Source organism: Serratia sp. L9, assembly GCF_050632285.1.
Taxonomy (GTDB): Bacteria; Pseudomonadota; Gammaproteobacteria; order Enterobacterales; family Enterobacteriaceae; genus Chania.
This window is the reverse complement of sequence record NZ_CP192591.1, coordinates 5,032,588-5,053,434: the sequence shown is the minus strand read 5'-3', so window position 1 is coordinate 5,053,434 and position 20,847 is coordinate 5,032,588. Positions and strand designations below refer to the sequence as shown.

The following is a 20,847-nucleotide window of genomic DNA, read 5'->3' as shown; positions in this document are numbered from 1 at the left end:
TTTATCGCTCCTGAAGTTAAGTAGCCGTTCTATAAAGGGGTTGTATGCGCACAGCCGAGCCAGGTTTTAACCAGCAGTGGCGGCTAAGCTGTCCTTTACCCAGGCGGCAAGCCATTTCGGGTGAGGTCTGGATAAACAGATTCACATCCAGCACCATCCGGTGCCGCACAAAGTCATGGCATAGGTGCACCAAGGTCTGCAGGCGTTCACTGCCACGTTGGTAATTGAGATAGTCGGGTTCAGATACCGGGCCGATATTGACGAGCAGGCTGTGCTGAACGTCGAAAAAACGCCGGCCAATCCTCGTCTCCCCCAACTTCCCCATCCGCTGGTTGGCGCTATTACGGGAATCATCGATCCACATTCCCTTATGGGAGTGCAGGCTGATAGGAACGCGGAAGTAATGTGTCAGGATTTCCTGCAGCTTATGTAACGCCCCTCTGCCTGGCAGATAGGCTCCAGGGAAAAGTGTACGCACGCGCGTAACATGCTGATTCAGCGTCTGTTTAGAGGTCACACCTGCGATCTGGCGGATGTGGTGCAAGAACGGGTTGTTGTTGGCACGATCGTGCCCCACGACGACGTTAAGCTGCGCCCACGAACGGTAATGCAGGACCGCCATGCGCTGGCTGAGGATGCTGGCAAAATCCTGAAAGGCCTGATTACGCTTGGCCAGAGATTCATTGCGAGCATGTTCGGTCACATGAATGGGGAGCGGCCCATAGGGGGCAAACAACCCGAAGTGACGACAGGAGATAGTCACCTGTGGCCCTTGGCCGGTGCTATTGAGGCGTTGCCTTACATCGGCCACTTCACGAGGAGCAAAGGCCATATCCGCAGGTTGCACGATCCTCAATTGCCGGTGGCTGCGTGCGCCTGAGGTTCCCAGGCGGGCTTCATGTGGCGTTGCACGCTCAATGCGGCGTAACAGTTCAAAGAAATCCTGAGCGGCACTGAGGCCGACGATCAGCATCGGTGAGTTAGACATGACCGATCGCTCCCCAATGTGCCACGGTTTCGCCGTCAACTTTGAGGTGCATCCGCAGGGTTTGCCCCAATTCACAATATTCTGACAGCGCGTGATGCATGATCCTGGCGAATAGGAAAGCCCCCTTGTCACTGTGGTGGTGGCTGTTCAGATCAACAGTCGCTTCCACTCCGCGCCCCCAGGCGATAGGCCCGGAAGTGGTATAACGTTCAAAATTGTGGCTGATGCTGGCATGGCTGAGGCTGGTGATTCGCTTATGCTGGCTGATCTCACTGGTCTGGCAAAACAGCGATAACCAGTCTTTGAGCAGAGCGGAGCAATCCCTGACTTCCGGCAGGGCATAGCGCAGAGGATTGTTGGCTATCAGCTGTAATGCCTGCCAGGCTTGAGCCAGATCGGGCACACCTTGCGGCCGCGAAGGAGAACGCAGCATTTCGATTGGGCCGATGGGCAGGGCGATGTCCAGTTGGAACTGAGCATGTTGCAGTTGATTCGGTATCAAATGGCGTTCACACACCATCGCTTCGATTGACAGTGATTTAACGCGGTCGATGTCAAAACCGGTGTTACCGGGTGACAGTGAAATAAACAGGCTGTCATGCGGCATTGGTGAGGTTCTGTGGTTTGCGCTTTCCCTGAATTCGCGACGCCGCCGGATACTGTAACCCCCGATGTTGTCATCATCGTCAAAACGCCCGTGGCCGTAGAGAGGCGAGAAAGGAATATTGCCGCCATCGGTAAGCAAGCCATTGACGCCCTGCACATGGTGGATCTCATACAAACGCGGGTTTAACTGATCGACAATAATGGGGTATTCGATGTGTTCGTTATTGATCAGGACCGGGCTGCAGCGGCGTTTATAAAGATTGATAATCGGGGTAGCGAACAGCCGGAAATCTTGTGGGCTCACTCGATCAATCAAATGCAGGGGGCGTTGATTCAGTACAAACAGAATTTCAAAAGAATGTACCCGGTCACCCTGCTTTAAAAAATCATTCAGCCCGTGTAATTCCAGGCTAAAAAAGCGTGAAGGGGCGGCAAAATATTCTCGTAACAGGCGGCTGCCGGGTAATTCACTGATATTGGTAGGCAGCAAGGCTTCCTCATCATGCAAGCCGCCTTGGCGCAGTTGCCCTTTATCGAGCACTTTCATCAATGGACGGTCTGCGTTTTTAGCCCAGACGACAATCCTGAGAGTGTTATTGAGCAGCGTTGTCATCACCTGATTTGAATGCACGATATCTCCCGCCAGCGTCAGATTCAGCGGGGCAAGATCAAGCTCGGATAATGACGCTATGCCTTGAGTCGTGAGGCGTAATACCATGTGGGACTGCCCATCGCGCAACTGATGAGCCACCAGATGGGGTAAATGTGCCGGGGGAGTGTTGCTGCAACCGGCAAGTTCAATCGTCACCGGCTGAATTTTCAGCTCCCGACCTGTTACAAAATTGGCCCGTCGATTATTCAGAGAATTATCGTTTAGCGTGACACGGCTTCCTTTTGGCAGCGAAACCTGTGCATGCCATTGCGGAGAGGTCAGATCGGGAGTCATGGCAATGGTGGCGATGGAGGGCAATGGGGTGTACCAGAGCGGAGCCAGACGCCCTAACATCTGCAAGGCGAACTCAGGATGTTCATTATTCAGCCGTTCCTGAATGCGGGAACTGAGAAAGGCGGTCCCTTCCAGCAGACGCTCGACAAAAGGATCGAGGACACCATCGGCATGCAGCCCCAGATGCTGGGCAACCTGTGGGTGCATTTGTGCGAAGCGTTGCCCATCCTCACGCAGATAGCGTAATTCTTCGTTGTATAAAGAGAGAAAACGTTCGCTGAGCATGACTACTTATTCCTTTTGTCTGCCAATGTGGTTTAGAGAACGCGTACCATTCCATAGGAGTAATCGAGTGCAATGCGCAGGTTCATCAGGTGCTCTTCACCGGGCAAATTACACCTGGCGTGAATATCAAACAGGATGGCCAATACCCAGGTGTGGTCTTTATCGATCAGCGGAACGACTTTGATCGATCGCGGATCCAGACGTGATTCAAAGGTGGCGATAATGCGTTGTATATGACGTGCAAGTTCCATCAGATCGGTATTAATCGGAACCTGTTGGCTCAGGGAAGGTAGGCCGTAATTAACCACGGAGGTTTCGCAATGGGGATGATGTCCAAGTTTCAAGGTTGCGCTATGTGCTGAATCATTAAGCAGGGTCTCAATATCCCGCAACAGCACTTCGCGCCAGTGGGGCAGACGGGTATGTTCATGGCGCAGACTCAATTTATCAAAAAGTATAGGAGCCGAAGTTGTCATGGTTAGCCTTCCCAAGCCGAGTTGAAAGACTGCCCCAAACTCTGGAGCAGTCTGGTTAGCGATATTAAATACGTGAGTTCAGTTTCAGGTCGTAGCCAGATTTTATTACTGCGCCCATCGAGCCATCGTTCTTCTGCTCTTTGTATTCAATTTCAATACGTGCAAAGTTCAGACTGATCACATCGGTTGGTAGGACCGTATCGGCATCCAGCTTTTCCCCTACACCTAATGGCATATTGCCGACGGTTTTAAAGGCAGAAACCAGACAGTTACTGAAGGTCACGGTCAGGAAATCCTGCTGACCGCTGCCTGATTTACGGCAGACCAGTTTGGCCTGTGGGACGTGTTCGCCGGTGGCACACATCAGAAAAAGCTTGGGTGACGCCTTGTTGCTGACCATGCGGAATTCAAAATCTTTCATTTCGACTTTGCCGGAACCGCCGCCGCTGCCAAAGCCCCAACGCCCGGCGTTTTCTTCCGACCATTGCCAGGCTTGTAATTGGATCCAGCCTGAATAGTTCTGGTCCGGAGATTCGCCCTCTACCCCTTCAATTTTGAGAAAGTAATCCACTAATGCTGCCATTCTTTCACTCCTGAATTAATGTCATTAAGGTTGGGTTAAAATTTCTCTTCCATTCACTGACTTACTTTAAAAAAATTAGATTATGTAATACCCCCTTGGCGGATTGGGATTGTCCCCTGGTGGCTGCCATGTTTGGTATGACGCCCATATAATCCCCACCGGAGAACAATCGTTGATTTAAACCGTTACTTTTCTTTTCCTTCTTTGCTGGATGGAAGCTTGGAGACCAGCCGCAGGGACACGGTCATACCTTCCAATTGGTAATGAGGGCGCAGGTAGAAATGCGCGCGGTAAAACCCGGGATCGTCTTCCACGTCTTCCACCTGAACTTCTGCAGCCGCTAATGGCCTTTTAGCTTTGGTGGCTTCGGTGGAGATCGAAGGATCGCCATCGACGTAGTTCATCAGCCAGTCGTTCAACCAAATCTGCATATCATCACGGGAGCGGAATGAACCAATCTTGTCGCGGACGATACATTTGAGGTAATGCGCAAAACGACAGGTAGCAAAAATGTAGGGTAAACGAGCAGAAAGCTTGGCATTTGCCGTGGCGTCAGGATCTTCATACGTGGCGGGAGCATGCAGGGTGCATGAGCCAATAAACGCAGCAAAATCAGAATGCTTACGATATACCAGTGGCAAGAATCCGGCACTGGACAGCTCATTTTCACGGCGGTCCGAGATAGCCAGTTCGGTTGGGCAGGTAAGTTCATAGCCTCCTTCGTCGGATGGGAAGGCATAGGCAGGAAGCTCTTCAACCGACCCCCGGATTCGATACCGCGGATCCTGGAACACCAGCCGTATTCATTGAAGGCGCGGTTAATATTGACGCCCATGGCATAGGCTGCATTCGCCCAGGTAAAATCTTCAATGGCGTAAGGGCTGACCACTTCTTCGAAGGCGAAGTCATCGATCGGCAGGCTCTTGGCTCCATAAGGCAACCGTGACAGGAAGCGGGGCATGGTTAACACCAGATAACGGGAGTCATTACTTTCACGCAGTCGCCGCCAAGGGGCATACTCCGGGGTTGTAAAGATCTTGCCGATATCCCGTGGGTTGCCTAGCTCTTGCCAACTGTTCATCTGCATGATGGAGGGGATGCCGAGGCAATAAAAGGACAGTGCGCAGCGGCAGCGACTTTGGCCAGTTCAGTCAACAGAGCAACGTTTTGCGGGCTGTGATCGAATTCATAGTCGCCAATGATGCAACCAAAGGGTTCACCACCAAACTGGCCATATTCATGCTCGTAAATCTGCTTGAATATCGGGCTTTGATCCCAAGCTGAACCACGGTAGCGCCGCAGAGTTTTCGCCAGTTCATCTTTGCTGATATTGAGCACACGGATTTTCAGCGTTTCGTTCACTTCGGTGTTATCAACCAGGTAGCCCAAGCCACGCCAGGCCGATTCAAGCTTCTGAAATTCTTTATGGTGCAGAATATGGTTCATCTGTTCTGACAGTTTTTCATCGATCTCGGCGACCAATGACTCGATAGTCAGTACCACATCCCGGCTGACTTTAACTTTGCCTTTGTTGGCGTAAGCGGCCAGCGTCCCAATCGCTCTGCGTACCGCGGAGGAGGCCTCATCGGTGCGCGGGCGGAATGAACGCTTCAGAATGTCGTCCAACTCATTGTTAGCAAAGGCTACCTCAACATCTGGTGAGCTTTTGGCAGGTGCTTGTTGCATGTTCTCCACTATTCATCTCCCTCGGTGGCTTCGGCATCCAAATCCTGGCTGATACTTCCGACGGTGTTCTGAGCATCCGCAGCCAGGCGTTGCAAGAAATCGGGTTGCTCTAACAGTCTTTGAACCACTTCCTCAGCACTGGCCTTGCCATCCATATAGGTAATCAATTCAGCGAGGTGTGTTCGAGCTTCAAGTAGTTTTTCCATCTGAGGGATGCGGCGGGCAACCGCCCCCGGCGAAAAATCTTCCATAGATTCGAATTCAAGTTCGATATCCAGTAACTCTTCGTCTTCACTGAGCGTGTTATCAACATAGAATTTGAGCCGGGGTTTGATGGCTCGCATACGTGCGTCAAAGTTGTCTTGATCGAAGGTCAGGAACTTTCGTTCTTCAACGGCGGCGAGGGGTTTATCGCGATGGCCCGATAAATCGGCCATAACGCCGGTAACAAAGGGCAGTTCCACCTTTTTGTTCGAGCCATAAATCTCGACGTCATACTCTATTTGCACCCGTGGCGCGTTGTTCTTACCGATAAACTTCTGTGAACTTGAATCTTTGGCCATTTCAAAACCCTCATCGAATCGTCAGGGGATTACTTCCCGGTAAACTGTTGTAAAGTATTCAAAGACTCAGGTAGGAGGTCTTCAACGATAGAAATGAAATCCATACCAATCATTTGCTTGGTACGGCGTATAAATATCGGTGCCGGATGGCTAGGTTCAAAATGTTGGAAATACTCCAAAATGCGGTCAAGCATAAGAATGATTTCCTGGCGTGAGCGGATGCTTATATCTTCAGCGTGCAAAGTGGCGGTTGAGGACAACCCAGAAGAGATTGCAGTTTCACTTAGGGATATACTCATGTTTTTTTCATGGTTATTCGATTGAGTAATAAAGGTAATGCATTTGGTAATAAAAACATGCAGTAGATCACAATCTAATTGATAGCTCTCAGAATATTGATTAGCATAATCTTCAATTCTTTTTACTGCTCTCTCCAAAGCAGTGAATTGTTCAATTAAATCAGGCAAGCCATTTTGTTGAAAGTAGGTATTTACCTGCAGTATTTGGGTTGATGCAACTCCCTGAGAGTGGCTTGATTGTCCGGTTATAGATTCAGTATTGATCAATTCTTGTACACTATAAGGATGTTCTACAGTTACGCGTGCGGCTTTTAATTCAGCAATACACTGGGCGGTTGACAGCCAGCCAAGTGCTGCAGCATGCCCATTGTTAAACGGTTCATCTTCGGATATTGGATAGATCTTGCTTTGGTTTTCTGTGATCTGTTTATCTAGGCTGGTTAACCCCTGAAATAATGCAGACATGCCTTCCAGATGCATATTTGCTCTGATTAACCACAGCGCCACTCTAAGATCGAAGCATTGCTCAAGCAACTTTGCGGATTGCTCGGCAATCAATCGCCAGTTGATTCTGGCTGGCTCATTGGGCATGGAAAGTGGATCGGCAGATTCATTCAGCTGCGCTAATATGGCCTCTATTTCGCTATACAATGGATCGAATTCAACGCCGAACAAGTCTGGGGAAAATGTGTCATCCATATTACTAATCCATTCCTTTTATAACTATACATTGATTGCATGAACGTTGTTTTGTGATTCTAGGATTAATTCTATTTCTTTTTAAGAAATATCCTATTGTTCGGCAATAAATTATTTATGTCATAGGGTGAAAGTTGTAATTTAACATTTATAATGAGATAAGATTTCAGTGGGGGTAATTAATAAGGTGTGTCAGGGTTAATGTGTAGGGATAAAATTCTAAATCTGGTTTTTCACCCTTTTAATATTCGGTGATCGTATCATTAATATGATGAGATTGAGAGGAAGTTGCAACTCAAAGGATGTGTTCATGAGCGGAAAAATATATACCGATTTTGCTTGGGAGTGCCTTAGAAGGAATCCTCAATACATCAGTGATTGGGAAATAGCTAAGGAAAAAGAGAATACTGCCGAGCATGGAATACCCGATGATTGTGTAAGAGTGCAGAGTGCTTTAGACCTGAACGCCGAGAAAAAATGGGGATTAATTAAATATGTAGAACCTAATAACTCAGATCCTATAGATGTTTTTTGGTCTCCCCGGCTCAGTAAGCGTTCCATCCGATTGGCGCTCAGTACCTCGGGTGATTTTACCTGGAGCAGTATCGCCAGCAAACCCGGGGTACGACAAAAGAAACTCAGGCTGCTGGATCGTACTCTTTGTGTTAAAATATTCAATAATAACAGTTACTTCCAGTTCTTTGCTGACAGCGGTACCACACTGAGTGAGAACACGAGTCTATTCCTGTACATTCCTTTGAGCCTGCAAACCGATGCCATCTATAAGAATATCGATATTATCAAAGGCATTATTAGTGATCAGGGAGAGATGGATGAGAAAGAAAAGCAGCATCTTGATTTACTGAAGGCTATTGATAATAGAAAACAAGGGCTTACGCATAGAGATATCGCATCAGAGATTTTCGGTGAGGAGTTGGTGAAAACGGAATGGTCATCAGATAGCTGGCTCCGGGCCAATATCCGTTATCGTCTGAAAAAAGCCAATGACCTGATCAACAATGGTTATCTTGATTATATCTAGTGTTCATAACCCAAGGCCAAGGACGGTCTTTACCCGTTACCCGTTGTATCGACGAAACACCGATCAGAATGGGGTGAAATGCTCACAGTAGCCCCATCTCTGGTTTATTCCGCCAAGATTTGAGGTTGGCTCCCTGTCGCCATGACTTTTGCCCTCTGGCGCGGGCAAAAGTCTTCAATAATGTAAGAATTCAAAGGGTTATTTTACCGTCACATCCACATCACCAAAGTACTTCTTCGACAGCTCGGTAATGGTGCCCTGCTGCTTCACCTTGGCGATGGCTTCATTCAGTTTCTTCAACGTCGCGGTATCGTCTTTGCGTAAGCCGAAAGCGATGCCTTCACCCAGTATCTTATCGTCCTGCACCGCCTCGCCGACAAACGCAAAGCCTTTGCCATCCGGGTGTGCCAGGAAACCACTCTGCCCGGCCGGGGCCATGATCAGGGTGGCATCCAGGCGGCCAGCGGTGAGATCAAGGTATACCTGATTCTGATCCTGATAGGACACCACATCGACACCTTCCGGTGCCCAGTGCGCCTTGGCATAGTTTTCCTGAATTGACCCTTGCAGCACGCCTACATGTTTCCCGGCCAGGGATTTGGCATCGGGTTTCAGGCCGCTGTCGGCTTTGGCGATCAGGCGGTTTGGCACCTGATAGATCGAGTCGGTAAAGGCAATGGCTTGCCTGCGTTGATCGGTGATGTTCATGGCCGAGTTGATAGCGTCAAATTTGCGCGCCTGTAACGCCGGGATCAGGCTGTCAAAAGAGGTTTCTACCCAACTGCATTTCAACTGCGCAGCGGCGCACACGGCGTTACCCAGATCGATATCAAAGCCTTCCAACAGACCGCTGGCGGATTTTGACTCGAAAGGTGGGTACAGCGCTTCGATACCAAAGCGCAGATTGTTCTCTGCCGCCAGGGCAGAACCGGCAGCCAGCAAACATCCCGCAGCGAACAGCGTTTTCAGTGTTTTTTTCATTGGTGGTTCTTCCCCATGGTAAAAATCAATGGATTACACCTGACACAGACGGCGAGCGCCTTCCAGCAGGGTGTCATTATCTTTTGAGAAGCTTAGCCGGATAATGCCGGTATCGGTGCCGTCGCTGTAAAATGCCGACAGAGGGATGGTCGCCACCTTGGCTTCGCGGATCAGGCGTACTGCAAAGGCGTTGTCGCTTTCATCGCTGAAACCGCTGAAGCGGGCCAACATAAAGAAACTGCCCCGGCTGGGCAGGAGTTCAAAGCGTGACTCCTGTAGCGCGGTCGCCAGCAGATCGCGTTTTTGCTGGTAGAACTCCGCCAGCCCCAGATAGCTTTGCGGGTTATCCAGGGCGGCGGCAAACGCATATTGCATCGGCGTATCGGCGGAGAACATCATAAATTGATGTACCTTGCGGATCTCCTCCATTAGCGCGGCTGGTGCCATGCAGTAACCGACGCGCCAGCCGGTGACGTGATAGGTTTTACCAAAGGAGGAAACGATCACGCTGCGTTCTGCTAACGCAGGGTGGCGCGCCATGCTGTGGTGGATCCCGCCGTCGAAGACCACGTGTTCGTAAACTTCATCGGAAAGGATAACGATATCGGTGTTGCGCGTCAGGGCGGTCAGGCGCTCGATGTCGTGTTCGCTGAATACGCTGGCGGTTGGGTTGTGCGGGCTGTTGACAATAATCATGCGCGTTTTGCTGTTGATTGCCGTGGCTACCTCTTCCCAGTCTATCTTTAAGTCTTGCAGTGAAAGCTTGATAGCGACCGGTGTTGCCCCTTGCAGACGAACGATCGGCGCATAGCTGTCGAAGGCGGGTTCGAAATAGATCACCTCATCGCCAGGATGCACCAGCGCGCTGATGGCGGAGTATAAGCCTTCGCTGGCGCTGGCGATCACCGTGATCTCTTGGTCGGCGTCATAGCGGGCGCCATATAACCGCTGCACTTTTTCTGCCAGCGCATGGCGCAATGTAGCCACGCCACTCATCGGGGCATATTGGTTATGACCTGCACGCATGGCTTGGGCGACGCCTTCAACCAGTTGCAGATCACAGGCAAAATTCGGTGCGCCCTGCGACAGATTCAAGGCCTGATGTTCGGCGCTCAATTGGCCAATCACGGTGAAAATAGTGGTGCCAACGTCTGGCAGTTTCGAACGTTGCGAGCAGGCGCTCTGCATGGTGGGCTCCCGGCAAAATTATCGAGTGTCGAATGATTAAGCATCAGTTAGGATGGGCTAACAAGAGAAAATTCGTCATGCTTACCATGCATTCAGATCATGGCTGGTAGCCTAATACCCTGCAGGCAAAGAGATTGATTATGCAAACTTCGCTGCCGTCGCTCGACGTGCTGAAAACTTTTGTGGTGGTCGCCCAACGCCTGAATTTTACCCATGCAGCCCAGGAGTTGCATCTGACGCAGGGCGCAGTCAGCCGCCAGATCCTGGGGTTGGAACAACAATTAGGCTATCCGTTGTTTAGCCGTCGGGCGCGTGGGTTAACGCTGACGCCACAGGGTGCATTGCTGTTGGCTCCGGTGCAAATGGCTTTGGCCCAGTTGGCACAAGCGCTGGCCCGTGCCGGGGAACAGCCCGGCACGTTGCGGATCAAATGCCCGACCTGCGCGATGCGTTGGGTTCTGCCACGTATTATCCGCCTGCAAAATGAACGGCCAGAAATGCATATCGAACTGACCGCCTCGGTGTCGCACGGGCTGGATTTCAGCAGTGAACATTTTGATGCGGCAATCGTGTTCGGTAAACCTCAGGGGAAGCGGTTGAAGGTACATCACCTGTTTGATGAAATTTTGACGCCGGTCTGTATCCCTGCCTATCTGCCCGATTTGCCCCAGCTTACCGATCTGACGGAGAAAACCTTGCTGCACCCCACGCGCGATCGCCGTGATTGGTTACTGTGGCTGAAAGCGGCGGGGCAGGAGGCATTGCCTTCGGCCAAGTCACAGCATTTCGATACGCTCGATCTGGCGATGAGCGCCGCATTACAGGGCTGCGGTATCGCTATTGGCGATCTTTGCCTGCTGGAAGAGGATCTGCAGGCCAATCGTATTGTCACGCCATTCCCGCTCAGCGTCGTCAGCGGTGCGGCCTATTATCTGGTTTACCCTGAATCTGCCGTGGTGCCCGCAGCATTAAACCAATTGGTGGCCTGGTTGGAACAGCAGGCGCAGCAAAGTCGTAGCCGGTTAGAAAACCTGTTAACCTCAACGCAGACTCATTGATTCTGCAATTATAAGGAGTATGGCAAACTGCCTGCTCACCTCTAGACCCTATGGATTTCAAGTTGGCCGCTCAAAGGTATCCCTGTGCCCGCGACATGTGTACATCCCTGTACAGCACAGCCAGGCACCCAGCTATCTCATCCCCTGGTCAAGTGACTGGGGTGACAAATCTGTCGGGACAAATCGGTCAGGCATCGATTTGAATGCCGCAAGTGGCAACCCGCAGGGTAAATAGCAAAGGCGTGATTCATAAAATTTTTTAACGCTTATTGCAGCGGCGCTAACAGGGCTGGGCCTCGGATGGACCTGGTGATTGAGTGCAGGCAACAACGCACCAGCTTGAAAGACGACGGGTATTTTAATATTCCTTGCCGTGGTTTGTGGCGGGGACGCGCCTGAGATAATGCTATGAAATGGTTTGGTGTAGTGAGTGTGTTGTCCGGTTTGGCTATCAGCCCGGTTTTTGCGCAGGGGACCGACGCGCAACAGCGTGAGGCCTTTGTTTCTCATCTGATGAAGCAGATGACCCTGGAAGAGAAAATCGGCCAATTGCGCCTGATAAGCGTTGGGCCAGATAACCCGAAAGAAGCGATCCGCGATGGCATCAGCAAAGGGCAGATCGGCGCCATCTTCAATACCGTTACCCGCCCGGATATCCGCCTAATGCAGGATCAGGCCATGCAGCTTGGTCGCCTGAAGATCCCGCTGTTTTTCGCCTATGACGTCGTTCACGGCCAGCGTACCGTTTTCCCTATCAGCCTGGGGTTAGCCGCCAGTTTTGATCTGGAGGCTATTGCCCTGAGCGGGCGGATTTCGGCACAGGAAGCCAGTGACGACGGCCTTAACATGACTTTCTCACCGATGGTGGATATTACCCGCGATCCACGCTGGGGCCGCGTCTCCGAAGGATTTGGTGAGGATACCTGGCTGGTGTCGAAGATAGCTAAAGTGATGGTCGATGCCTATCAGAACGGCGATCCTTCCAAACCGGGGTCGGTGATGGCCAGCGTAAAACATTTTGCCCTGTATGGTGCGACAGAGGGAGGCCGCGATTACAACACCGTCGATATGAGCCCGCTGCGTATGCATCAGGACTATCTGCCGCCGTATAAAGCGGCGGTGGATGCGGGTAGCGGTGGCGTGATGGTCTCGCTTAACTCGGTCAACGGCGTACCCGCGACGGCCAACCCGTGGTTATTGAAAGATCTGTTGCGCGACCAGTGGGGTTTTAAAGGGATTACTATCAGCGATCATGGTGCGATCAAAGAACTGATTAAACACGGTGTGGCGGAGGATGCGCGTGACGCGGTGCGGCTGGCGATCACCTCCGGTGTTGATATGAGCATGAGCGACGAGTATTACGATAAATATCTGCCGGGGCTGGTAAAAGAAGGGCGGGTTGCGGAAAGCGAGATTGACCGTGCCTGCCGCGACGTGCTGAATACCAAATATGATATGGGCCTGTTTAAGGATCCGTACAACCATCTTGGCCCGGCAGGGGCCGATCCTCAGGATACTAATGCCGAAAGCCGTCTGCACCGTGCGCAAGCCCGAGTGATTGCCCGTAACACCCTGGTGCTGCTGAAGAACGATAACCAGACGCTGCCATTGCAAAAGCAAGGCACTATCGCGCTGATTGGGCCTATGGCCGACAGCCAGCGCGACATTATGGGGAGTTGGTCGGCAGCAGGTGTGGTGAAGCAGTCAATCACGGTGCGTGAAGGGTTGCACAATGCGGTGGGGGAAAAGGCCAATATTCTGTATGCCAAAGGGGCCAATATTACCCAGGATAAAAGCATTATCGATTATCTGAACCTGTATGAGCCAGCGGTGGTGTTTGACTCGCGCTCGCCGCAGCAGATGATTGATGAAGCGGTGAAGGTTGCCAGGCAGGCAGACGTGGTGGTGGCGGTAGTGGGTGAATCGCAGGGGATGGCTCATGAGGCTTCCAGCCGTGCTGATATCACCATTCCGCCAAGCCAGCGTAACCTGATAGCGGCACTGAAAGCCACCGGCAAGCCGATAGTGCTGGTGCTGATGAACGGTCGCCCGTTGGCATTGGGCTGGGAAAGTGAACATTCAGATGCGATGCTGGAAACCTGGTTCAGCGGCACCGAAGGCGGCAACGCCATTGCCGACGTGCTGTTTGGTGATTACAACCCCTCCGGCAAGCTGCCAATGACCTTCCCACGTTCGGTTGGCCAGATCCCGATGTATTACAACCATCTGAATAGCGGCCGTCCGTTCAATAAAGAAAACCCGGGCAAGTACACTTCGCGTTATTTCGACTCGCCTAATGGCCCGCTCTATCCGTTCGGCTATGGCCTGAGTTACACCCAGTTTGCGCTGTCGGATTTTACGCTTTCCAGCGCGGAAATGGCGCGTAACGGCAAAATTACCGCCAGCGTGACGCTTAAAAATACCGGCAAGTATGATGGAGCCACCGTGGTGCAACTGTATGTGCAGGACGTGGCCGCTTCGGTCAGCCGCCCAATCAAAGAGCTGCGTAACTTCAAAAAAGTCATGCTGCGTGCAGGCCAGCAGCAGCGGGTGGAGTTACCACTCACCGAAGAGGATCTGAAGTTTTACAATGCCAGCCTTAAATGGGGGGCCGAACCGGGTAAATTCAACGTGTTTGTCGGCCTGGATTCGGACAATGTGCAGCAGCAGAGCTTTACGCTGAAATAAGCGACGGGCGATGGTATTTGCCCTGCACGCCGGGCCTTCCGTCATCGCACCCCTCTTCCCAAGAAGAGGGGTGTTTCGGTATTGGGTTTGGGTGAAGACGCTGATTTATTGCACTGTCGATCCCGCGGCTTTTGCGGCTTTCCGGCCGCCGGGTAACAGCCAATCCTGCGCGGGTTCGCTCATGGAACACCCTACGCTCAGATTCAGCCAGCGCACGCCGCTCTGCTTTAATTCCACTGGGGTTGTCTTCAAATATACACCCGAATCCAGCCTGCCTGCTCCAGCGCATCGCGTTACAGGTCGCGGTGCTGGTCATCGCTTGAAACCCGTGCATATCCCATCTGCATGGTGCGAATGCCCCGTTATTACGCTCAAAAGCAGCATCCTTTTTTACGCCTTGTTTGATCCGGTTGATGGTTTCGTTTGCGTCATCGTTATATTATTTTTTATATAACGATAACTGAATGAGAAACGCCTATGTTCACCCTGATACCACGCCTATTACTGATTTTGGTCTTTTTTCCTGTTCCGCTTTTGCCGATCGCCAGGTAACCGATCAACTTAACCGTACCGTTACACTGCCGGATCACATTACCCGCGCCGTGGTACTACAACATCAGACGTTGAATCTGTTGGTGCAGTTGGATGCCATGCCGCAGGTGGTTGGGGTACTGAGCAGTTGGCAGAAACAGTTGGGGCCGAACTATTTACGCCTGGCACCGAGCCTGGCCACCCTGCCAATGCCGGGGGATCTCACGGCGGTCAATATAGAAAGTCTGTTGGCTCTGCAACCCCAGGTGGTGTTTGTGGCCAATTACGCCCCGGCGGAGATGATCGCGCAGATCGAGCGGGCAGGTATTCCAGTCGTGGCGATTTCGCTGCGCCGTGAACCTGCGGATCAGGGCGGGAAAATCAACCCGGTGCTGCCAGATGAAGATCGGGCTTATAACCTCGGTTTGCAGGACGGAATCCGCCTGATTGGCACTGTGATGGGCCGCCAGGCGCAGGCAGAGGCGATGGTGAAAGATGTCTTTGATCAACGTGCGCAGGTGGCAGAGCGCCTGCGGGATATCCCGCCGGAGCAGCGGGTGCGGGTCTATATGGCGAACCCCGACCTCACCACTTACGGTGCCGGTAAATACACCGGCCTGATGATGCAGCATGCCGGTGCCATCAACGTGGCGGCTAAAGATATCCAGGGTTTTAAGCAGGTTTCTATCGAAGACGTGCTGAAGTGGGATCCGGCGGTGATTTTTGTGCAGGAGCGTTATCCAGAGGTGGTGCAGCAGATCCTCCACTCGCCGCAGTGGCAGGCGATTGATGCGGTAAAACACCAGCGGGTTTACCTGATGCCGGAATATGCCAAGGCCTGGGGTTATCCAATGCCGGAAGCATTGGCGCTGGGGGAGCTATGGATGGCGAAAACGCTCTACCCGCAACGTTTTACCGGGGTCGATCTGCAACAGCGGGTTGATGCCTACTATCAGCATTATTACCGCGCCAGCTGTTGCCAGAGTGGGCAATGAAGCTAAGCGTCCTGTTACTGTTAACCGCCCTGTGCGCACTGTTCTCATTGGGTATTGGCCGTTATCCGGTTGCCATCGGGCATAGCCTGCTCATCCTGCTGGAACCCTTTACCGGTGCGCATGCCGGTATTACAGCGATAGAGCGGCAGGTCATTCTTGGCGTGCGGGTGCCGCGTGTACTGTTAGCGATGGGGGCCGGGGCTGCACTTGCGCTGTGCGGCGCGGCCCTGCAGGGGGTATTCCGCAATCCGCTGGTGGATCCGCATATTATCGGCGTTTCTTCCGGCGCGGCATTTGGTGGCACTTTGGCGATCCTGCTTGGCCTGCCAGTGCTGATGTTATTACTTTCTGCCTTTGTGTTTGGTATGGCGGCTCTGCTGCTGATTTTTGCCATCACCAGCGCTATCGCCCGGCGCAATATCCTTTCCCTGGTATTGGCGGGGGTGATCCTCAGTGGGTTCTTCTCTGCCTGTGTCAGCCTGCTGCAATATCTGGCCGATACCGAAGAGAAGCTGCCCAGCATCGTGTTCTGGCTGCTGGGCAGCTTTGCCACGGCGGATAACCCTAAGTTGCTGATGCTGTTCCTGCCGCTGCTGTTGGCTGGCGGCCCCTTGCTGGCGTTGCGTTGGCGCATCAATCTGCTTTCTCTGGGGGATGAAGATGCCGCCGCACTGGGGATTAACGTTGAGCGGACCCGTTGGTTGATCCTGACATTATGCGCGCTGATTGTAGCGGCACAAGTGGCCGTCAGTGGCAGTATTGGTTGGGTTGGCTTGCTGATCCCGCATTTTTCCCGCTTGCTGGTGGGGCCAGATCATCGGCGATTATTGCCAGCCTCGATGTGCCTTGGGGCTTTGTATATGGTGTTGATCGACGACCTGGCCCGCACCTTGAGCAGCAGCGAGATCCCCCTTGGTATTCTCACGGCTTTGATCGGCGCTCCGCTGTTCGCGTTGTTATTGCGCCGTGCCCAGGTGAGGGGATGGAATGGCTGAACCGTTATTACAGGTCACTAACCTGAGCTTTGGCTGGCCGGGGCAGCCAAAGCTGTTCCAACAGCTTGACTTACAGTTGCAACGGGGTGAGGTGTTAGCCGTGCTGGGCCCCAACGGGCGTGGCAAGAGCACCTTGATGCAACTGCTGTTAGGGGCGTTGCCGGTGCAACAAGGGCAGGTCATCTGCCAGCGTGGCTTAGGGTTTGTGCCGCAATATTTCACACCGCCGTTTGCCTATCAGGTGCGGGATATCGTGTTGATGGGCCGGGCGCGCCACGTCGGGTTGTTCCGTTCACCTTCAGCTAAAGATCATCAATTAGCCCGGCAGGCGCTGCATTCTCTGGGCATGCTGGCATTGGCCGAACGTGAGTTTGGCAGCCTTTCTGGCGGGCAACGGCAATTGGTGTTAATTGCCCGGGCGTTGGCGATGGACTGCGAGGTCTTGATCCTGGACGAACCGACGTCAGCATTGGATTTACACCATCAGGACAAGGTGCTGACCATGATCGACCAATTGGCGCATGAACGGCAAATGGCTGTGATTTTTTCTACCCATCAACCCAACCATGCGCACGCGGTGGCCGATCGGGCATTGCTGCTGGGCGCTGCGGGGCAGCATCTGCTGGGTGACTGCCAGCAGGTACTGACGGCAGAAAATCTCTCGCCCCTGTTCCATCTGCCTATTGAGCGGGTCTGTGTGGCTTATGCTGGTAGCCAGATGCCAGCGCTGGTACCGCTTTATTACAGCCAGCGGAGGCGTAGTGGTGAATAAGATTTCCCTGTTTGCTGCAGGCAGCCTGCGGTTGGCTTGCGGGCCATTACTGAAGGTATTTGAGCAGGAAACCGGCCAGCAGGTTGAGGTTACTTTTGGCCCGGCGGGCTTACTGCGGCAACGTATTGAACTTGGGGAGAGGCCGCAGCTGTTTGCCTCCGCCAATCTTGATCACCCACAGCGTTTGGTGGCCTGCGGTCTTGCACAACAGGTTCAGCCCTTCACCCGAAACAAGCTTTGCGCCACGGTGCGCAATATCCCGGCGTTAACCGAGCCAGATTTATTGGCTCTGCTCTGTGACCCCAAATGGCGAGTGGGCACGTCGACACCCATAGCCGACCCTTCCGGTGATTATGCGCTTCAGTTGTTTGAGCGCCTGGAACAATTGCTGCCAGGGCAGGGGAGAGCGTTGAGCGCCAGATCGTTGGAGTTAGTGGGCGGGCTTGATTCAGTGCCGATACCGGCAGGCCGATTGGCGGCGCACTATCTGATTGAACAGCAACAAGCGGATATCTTTCTTGGCTACGCGAGTTATGCCTGTGCGTTGGCTGCTTATCCGCAGATAAAAGTGCGCATGCTGCCAGCCGTGCTCGACTTCAACGTGACCTACGGAATGTGTCTGTTGGATGAAGATTGCGTTGCGGCGCTGAGCCTTGCTGCATTTATCCTAAGCGATCGGGGGCAGAGAATACTTCAGCGTTGGGGAATGCTGCCTTTACATTAAACTTTTAATATCAACAACATTAAGTTATTGGCTTAATAAGATATCAGGTTAATGATTTATCAAAATGACTTACCAGCTTGCTAACTTGGCAAGCTGGTAAGTTACGCTCTTCAGAGCTTCTTAAGCAGGGCCAGCAACTGCGCCTCGCTCTTGCCTGCCAAGGTATCAATGGCCAGCTTGATCACGTCGGACCGGGTGATGCGCACAATGCCATTACGCGCCGCCTGCCCAATCATTTCGTCAATCATCTCTACGTGGTTGTCGGTCAGGCTGACGGACAGCGCTTTATAAATGCGTTGGCGGCCTTGCGGCTTGGCTGCCTGGGCTGGTACTGGCGCGGGGGCAACCAACGTATGGGACGTTGCGCTATTGATAAATTCATCTTCCGACATGCGGTGTGTCGGGGTTCGTTTTTTCACAGGATCACCTCTTTCACCAGGCTGGCGATTTCGTGCTGCGCTTTTTCATTGTTGGCTTCGTGCACAGTCAATGCTTCACCCCAGGCATCACGATAAATCTTGCGATCGCACAGACGGTTTTTCAACAGCGTCAGCTGTGGGTATTCATGCAGCACTTCAGCCGCTTCGTTAGCTTCATTAATAAAGATATTGGTCGGGCACAGGTTAAGGACGATGTGGCCCTTCACCTTTTCGTTGTATTCCTGAGCGGTAGAGAACATCTCTGACAGGTAGCCGATGGTATCCAGATCCATCTGGGAAGGGCGCAATGGCGAGATAAACAGATCGGCTGCCAGCAAGCCGGAGCGCAGCTCGGCGCTGTCACGGCCTGCGGTATCTACAATCACGTAGTCGTAATGACGGTCCAGTTCCAGCAAGGTCTCTTTGATCTTGCCCGAGGCGGCAACCACCGGAATGTTCGGCGCCGCTTCCACGCTTTGGCGATCGTTATACCAGGTCATGATGGATTTCTGGTCGTCGGCATCGACGATGATGGCCGTTTTCCCCTGTTTAAGGATCAGATACCCGGCGATATTCACCGCCATGGTTGATTTCCCGACGCCACCTTTTTGCGAACCAATCAAAACAATCATGCTGCCATCTCTCAAGTTGCCAAGCGGATAACTTATCAAACAATTAACTTATTAAGTTAACGAGCTTGTTAGGTTGATAATTAAATGAGTTAACAAGGACACATTGCGACAATATGCCCCATCAGAGGCGGCTTGCCAAGCAGGCATAATCTTAACTTGCTGATTTATTTTATTGTTAACTTAATAAGTGAGTAAGTTAATTATTCAGGCGGAATGGGGCGCAATCGGTTTTTTTAATAAGTTAATAACGGATTAAGTTGCCGCTTTGACTGGGGGGTTGGTGCAGAGGATTTACCGGGGCAGCAAAGGATAGCGCCACCCCGCAGGGAGGATGACGCTATTTTTTCATCATGGATTTCAGATTAGCAAATGGGTTGTGGGTGGCGACCCCAACCTCTTTCTGTGCGTCGTCACCGGCCACGACCGTGGTGCCGTATTGGTCCGCCTCGGTGTATTTTGAGTGTTCATGATCGTGACAATACAGGCACAGCATCTCCCAGTTGCTGCCGTCTTCCGGGTTGTTGCTGTGGTCATGATCGATGTGATGCACCGTCAGTTCACGCAGGTTGGAGTAAACAAATTCGCGTGAACAACGCCCGCACACCCACGGGTAAATTTTCAGCGCTTTTTCGCGGTAACCGGTTTCCAGCCTCGCGTAGTTTTTTGGAATGTATGCCATGGGATGCCTACAGGATAAGAAAAGTTTTCTGGCCAATATTACCACAAACCACGAGGAGATCGCGCAGGCTTGCTATTGGAATCTTTCTACTGCCCAGTCGATAAACACCCTCAGCTTGGCACTCAAATGGCGGTTTGAAGGGTAAACCACGTACATTTTTTCATCCGGTGGTTGCCAGTTGTCGAGCAAACTGAGCAAGTTGCCTTTTTCGAGATGCGCTTGGGCCATAAAGCGGAACGTTTGAATAATGCCAAGGCCAGCCAGACCGGACGCCAAATGCGCGTTACTTTCGTTGACGCTGATGGGGTAACGATGCTGAATTTCGATAGTTTTTCCCTTGTCGATAAACTGCAGCGGCTGGATGCGATCGTTTACTGCGTGGCGATAATGGGCGAGCGGGTAGCCTTGCTCCAGATCGCAAGGATGCTGCGGTGTACCGTGGAGAGCAAGATAACCCGGCGTTGCGCAGGTTACCCATTGCAGTGGGAATAGTGGTCTGGCTATCAGGTTGGAATCTGCCAGCGGGCCGCTGCGGATCACGCAATCGGCGCTGTCGTTGATTAAATCGATGTTGCGATCGCCGACGCCAAGATCAATCTGAATCTGTGGATAGCGGGCGATAAAATCGTGGAGAGCGGGGAGTAGCACTTGCCGTGCGGTTGAGCCGCCTGCGTCGATGCGTAAGACGCCCTGTGGCACGGCTTGTGAGTCGGTCATATGGTTTTCCATCTGTTCCAGTTCGGCCAGCCATTTAACCGTGCGCCGGTAATAGCATTCGCCCTCGCTGGTGACGGAAACGCTGCGGGTCGTGCGTTGGAACAGCTTGGTCTGGAGATGGTTCTCCAGATTCTGGATCAGTTTGGTCACGGTAGCTTTTGGCATACGCAGCGAATCTGCGGCGCGGGTGAAGCCGCCGGTTTCTACCACCCGGTTAAACACACGAATAGCAAGCAGATGGTGATCCATAGCGCTCCCCATAGGTTGCCCCGGCGGATCACCGGGGCCAGGAATT

General features: G+C 52.4%; 20 protein-coding genes and 1 pseudogene. 8 read left to right on the top strand and 13 right to left on the bottom strand.

Annotated features, from left to right (window positions below):
* Positions 1 to 16: 16 nt before the first annotated feature.
* The 7 genes and pseudogenes from tssG to ACQ86O_RS23990 all read right to left on the bottom strand — a co-directional run bounded on the left by tssG (position 17) and on the right by ACQ86O_RS23990 (position 7,131).
* On the bottom strand, positions 17 to 988 hold the full coding sequence (gene tssG / locus ACQ86O_RS24020; protein WP_431223167.1) for a type VI secretion system baseplate subunit TssG: 972 nt from the start codon (positions 986 to 988) through the stop codon (positions 17 to 19).
* On the bottom strand, positions 981 to 2,825 hold the full coding sequence (gene tssF / locus ACQ86O_RS24015) for a type VI secretion system baseplate subunit TssF (RefSeq protein ID WP_431223166.1): 1,845 nt from the start codon (positions 2,823 to 2,825) through the stop codon (positions 981 to 983). Before tssF ends, tssG begins: the two co-directional genes overlap by 8 nt.
* Positions 2,826 to 2,857: 32 nt before the next feature.
* Positions 2,858 to 3,301: a type VI secretion system baseplate subunit TssE gene (locus ACQ86O_RS24010; protein WP_431223165.1), complete on the bottom strand. Its 444-nt coding sequence runs from the start codon at positions 3,299 to 3,301 to the stop codon at positions 2,858 to 2,860.
* Between the two features lie 64 nt (positions 3,302 to 3,365).
* Positions 3,366 to 3,884, bottom strand: coding sequence for an Hcp family type VI secretion system effector (locus tag ACQ86O_RS24005; RefSeq protein WP_431223164.1), 519 nt, complete (start codon positions 3,882 to 3,884; stop codon positions 3,366 to 3,368).
* Between the two features lie 185 nt (positions 3,885 to 4,069).
* Positions 4,070 to 5,570 (bottom strand): annotated as a pseudogene (tssC, locus tag ACQ86O_RS24000) (type VI secretion system contractile sheath large subunit).
* 8 nt (positions 5,571 to 5,578) lie between these two features.
* On the bottom strand, positions 5,579 to 6,133 hold the full coding sequence (gene tssB, locus ACQ86O_RS23995) for a type VI secretion system contractile sheath small subunit (RefSeq protein ID WP_431223163.1): 555 nt from the start codon (positions 6,131 to 6,133) through the stop codon (positions 5,579 to 5,581).
* A 29-nt stretch (positions 6,134 to 6,162) separates the two neighbouring features.
* A complete protein-coding gene (locus tag ACQ86O_RS23990) occupies positions 6,163 to 7,131 on the bottom strand; it encodes an ImpA family type VI secretion system protein (RefSeq protein ID WP_431223162.1) in 969 nt (322 codons plus the stop codon).
* Between the two features lie 310 nt (positions 7,132 to 7,441).
* Here ACQ86O_RS23990 and ACQ86O_RS23985 point away from each other — a divergent pair, with 310 nt between their 5' ends.
* Entirely contained in the window at positions 7,442 to 8,173 is a 732-nt protein-coding gene (locus tag ACQ86O_RS23985; RefSeq protein ID WP_431223161.1) for a DNA -binding domain-containing protein, read from the top strand.
* A 198-nt stretch (positions 8,174 to 8,371) separates the two neighbouring features.
* On the opposite strand, the gene ACQ86O_RS23980 is transcribed toward ACQ86O_RS23985, so the two are convergent.
* Together ACQ86O_RS23980 and ACQ86O_RS23975 are read right to left on the bottom strand one after the other, a co-directional pair.
* Entirely contained in the window at positions 8,372 to 9,154 is a 783-nt protein-coding gene (locus tag ACQ86O_RS23980) for an ABC transporter substrate-binding protein (protein ID WP_431223160.1), read from the bottom strand.
* A 33-nt stretch (positions 9,155 to 9,187) separates the two neighbouring features.
* On the bottom strand, positions 9,188 to 10,342 hold the full coding sequence (locus tag ACQ86O_RS23975; RefSeq protein ID WP_431223159.1) for a pyridoxal phosphate-dependent aminotransferase: 1,155 nt from the start codon (positions 10,340 to 10,342) through the stop codon (positions 9,188 to 9,190).
* A 140-nt stretch (positions 10,343 to 10,482) separates the two neighbouring features.
* Here ACQ86O_RS23975 and ACQ86O_RS23970 point away from each other — a divergent pair, with 140 nt between their 5' ends.
* From ACQ86O_RS23970 to ACQ86O_RS23940, 7 genes are all read left to right on the top strand, one after another.
* On the top strand, positions 10,483 to 11,400 hold the full coding sequence (locus tag ACQ86O_RS23970; RefSeq protein WP_431223158.1) for a LysR substrate-binding domain-containing protein: 918 nt from the start codon (positions 10,483 to 10,485) through the stop codon (positions 11,398 to 11,400).
* A gap of 408 nt (positions 11,401 to 11,808) precedes the next feature.
* A complete protein-coding gene (gene bglX, locus ACQ86O_RS23965; RefSeq protein ID WP_431223157.1) occupies positions 11,809 to 14,088 on the top strand; it encodes a beta-glucosidase BglX in 2,280 nt (759 codons plus the stop codon).
* Between the two features lie 10 nt (positions 14,089 to 14,098).
* The gene (locus ACQ86O_RS23960) at positions 14,099 to 14,542 is read left to right on the top strand and encodes a hypothetical protein (RefSeq protein WP_431223156.1); all 444 of its coding nucleotides are present in this window, start codon (positions 14,099 to 14,101) and stop codon (positions 14,540 to 14,542) included.
* Between the two features lie 10 nt (positions 14,543 to 14,552).
* On the top strand, positions 14,553 to 15,614 hold the full coding sequence (locus ACQ86O_RS23955) for an ABC transporter substrate-binding protein (protein ID WP_431223155.1): 1,062 nt from the start codon (positions 14,553 to 14,555) through the stop codon (positions 15,612 to 15,614).
* Complete coding sequence (locus tag ACQ86O_RS23950) at positions 15,611 to 16,609, top strand: FecCD family ABC transporter permease (protein WP_431223154.1); 999 nt, start codon at positions 15,611 to 15,613, stop codon at positions 16,607 to 16,609. The genes ACQ86O_RS23955 and ACQ86O_RS23950 overlap by 4 nt, the downstream gene beginning before the upstream one ends.
* Positions 16,602 to 17,381 (top strand): ABC transporter ATP-binding protein, encoded by a 780-nt coding sequence (locus tag ACQ86O_RS23945; RefSeq protein WP_431223153.1) that lies wholly within the window; start codon positions 16,602 to 16,604, stop codon positions 17,379 to 17,381. The genes ACQ86O_RS23950 and ACQ86O_RS23945 overlap by 8 nt, the downstream gene beginning before the upstream one ends.
* Positions 17,374 to 18,105, top strand: a complete 732-nt coding sequence (locus ACQ86O_RS23940; protein WP_431223152.1) for a substrate-binding domain-containing protein — start codon at positions 17,374 to 17,376, stop codon at positions 18,103 to 18,105. Before ACQ86O_RS23945 ends, ACQ86O_RS23940 begins: the two co-directional genes overlap by 8 nt.
* Positions 18,106 to 18,215: 110 nt before the next feature.
* On the opposite strand, the gene ACQ86O_RS23935 is transcribed toward ACQ86O_RS23940, so the two are convergent.
* The 4 genes from ACQ86O_RS23935 to ACQ86O_RS23920 all read right to left on the bottom strand — a co-directional run bounded on the left by ACQ86O_RS23935 (position 18,216) and on the right by ACQ86O_RS23920 (position 20,801).
* Positions 18,216 to 18,524, bottom strand: a complete 309-nt coding sequence (locus ACQ86O_RS23935) for a hypothetical protein (RefSeq protein WP_431223151.1) — start codon at positions 18,522 to 18,524, stop codon at positions 18,216 to 18,218.
* Entirely contained in the window at positions 18,521 to 19,156 is a 636-nt protein-coding gene (locus ACQ86O_RS23930) for a division plane positioning ATPase MipZ (protein WP_431223150.1), read from the bottom strand. Before ACQ86O_RS23930 ends, ACQ86O_RS23935 begins: the two co-directional genes overlap by 4 nt.
* 337 nt (positions 19,157 to 19,493) lie before the next feature.
* Positions 19,494 to 19,835 (bottom strand): HNH nuclease YajD, encoded by a 342-nt coding sequence (yajD, locus tag ACQ86O_RS23925; RefSeq protein ID WP_431223149.1) that lies wholly within the window; start codon positions 19,833 to 19,835, stop codon positions 19,494 to 19,496.
* Between the two features lie 72 nt (positions 19,836 to 19,907).
* A complete protein-coding gene (locus ACQ86O_RS23920) occupies positions 19,908 to 20,801 on the bottom strand; it encodes a LysR family transcriptional regulator (RefSeq protein WP_431223148.1) in 894 nt (297 codons plus the stop codon).
* Positions 20,802 to 20,847: the final 46 nt, after the last annotated feature.

Coding starts and splice junctions, on each gene's coding strand:
- ACQ86O_RS23930 (WP_431223150.1), bottom strand. CDS start 19,156: ATGATTGTTTTGATTGGTTCGCAAAAAGGTGGCGTCGGGAAATCAACC.
- ACQ86O_RS23920 (WP_431223148.1), bottom strand. CDS start 20,801: ATGGATCACCATCTGCTTGCTATTCGTGTGTTTAACCGGGTGGTAGAA.
- ACQ86O_RS23960 (WP_431223156.1), top strand. CDS start 14,099: ATGGTATTTGCCCTGCACGCCGGGCCTTCCGTCATCGCACCCCTCTTC.
- yajD (WP_431223149.1), bottom strand. CDS start 19,835: ATGGCATACATTCCAAAAAACTACGCGAGGCTGGAAACCGGTTACCGC.
- ACQ86O_RS23970 (WP_431223158.1), top strand. CDS start 10,483: ATGCAAACTTCGCTGCCGTCGCTCGACGTGCTGAAAACTTTTGTGGTG.
- ACQ86O_RS24010 (WP_431223165.1), bottom strand. CDS start 3,301: ATGACAACTTCGGCTCCTATACTTTTTGATAAATTGAGTCTGCGCCAT.
- ACQ86O_RS23950 (WP_431223154.1), top strand. CDS start 15,611: ATGAAGCTAAGCGTCCTGTTACTGTTAACCGCCCTGTGCGCACTGTTC.
- ACQ86O_RS24005 (WP_431223164.1), bottom strand. CDS start 3,884: ATGGCAGCATTAGTGGATTACTTTCTCAAAATTGAAGGGGTAGAGGGC.
- ACQ86O_RS23990 (WP_431223162.1), bottom strand. CDS start 7,131: ATGGATGACACATTTTCCCCAGACTTGTTCGGCGTTGAATTCGATCCA.
- tssG (WP_431223167.1), bottom strand. CDS start 988: ATGTCTAACTCACCGATGCTGATCGTCGGCCTCAGTGCCGCTCAGGAT.
- ACQ86O_RS23975 (WP_431223159.1), bottom strand. CDS start 10,342: ATGCAGAGCGCCTGCTCGCAACGTTCGAAACTGCCAGACGTTGGCACC.
- ACQ86O_RS23985 (WP_431223161.1), top strand. CDS start 7,442: ATGAGCGGAAAAATATATACCGATTTTGCTTGGGAGTGCCTTAGAAGG.
- tssF (WP_431223166.1), bottom strand. CDS start 2,825: ATGCTCAGCGAACGTTTTCTCTCTTTATACAACGAAGAATTACGCTAT.
- bglX (WP_431223157.1), top strand. CDS start 11,809: ATGAAATGGTTTGGTGTAGTGAGTGTGTTGTCCGGTTTGGCTATCAGC.
- ACQ86O_RS23955 (WP_431223155.1), top strand. CDS start 14,553: ATGAGAAACGCCTATGTTCACCCTGATACCACGCCTATTACTGATTTT.
- ACQ86O_RS23980 (WP_431223160.1), bottom strand. CDS start 9,154: ATGAAAAAAACACTGAAAACGCTGTTCGCTGCGGGATGTTTGCTGGCT.
- tssB (WP_431223163.1), bottom strand. CDS start 6,133: ATGGCCAAAGATTCAAGTTCACAGAAGTTTATCGGTAAGAACAACGCG.
- ACQ86O_RS23945 (WP_431223153.1), top strand. CDS start 16,602: ATGGCTGAACCGTTATTACAGGTCACTAACCTGAGCTTTGGCTGGCCG.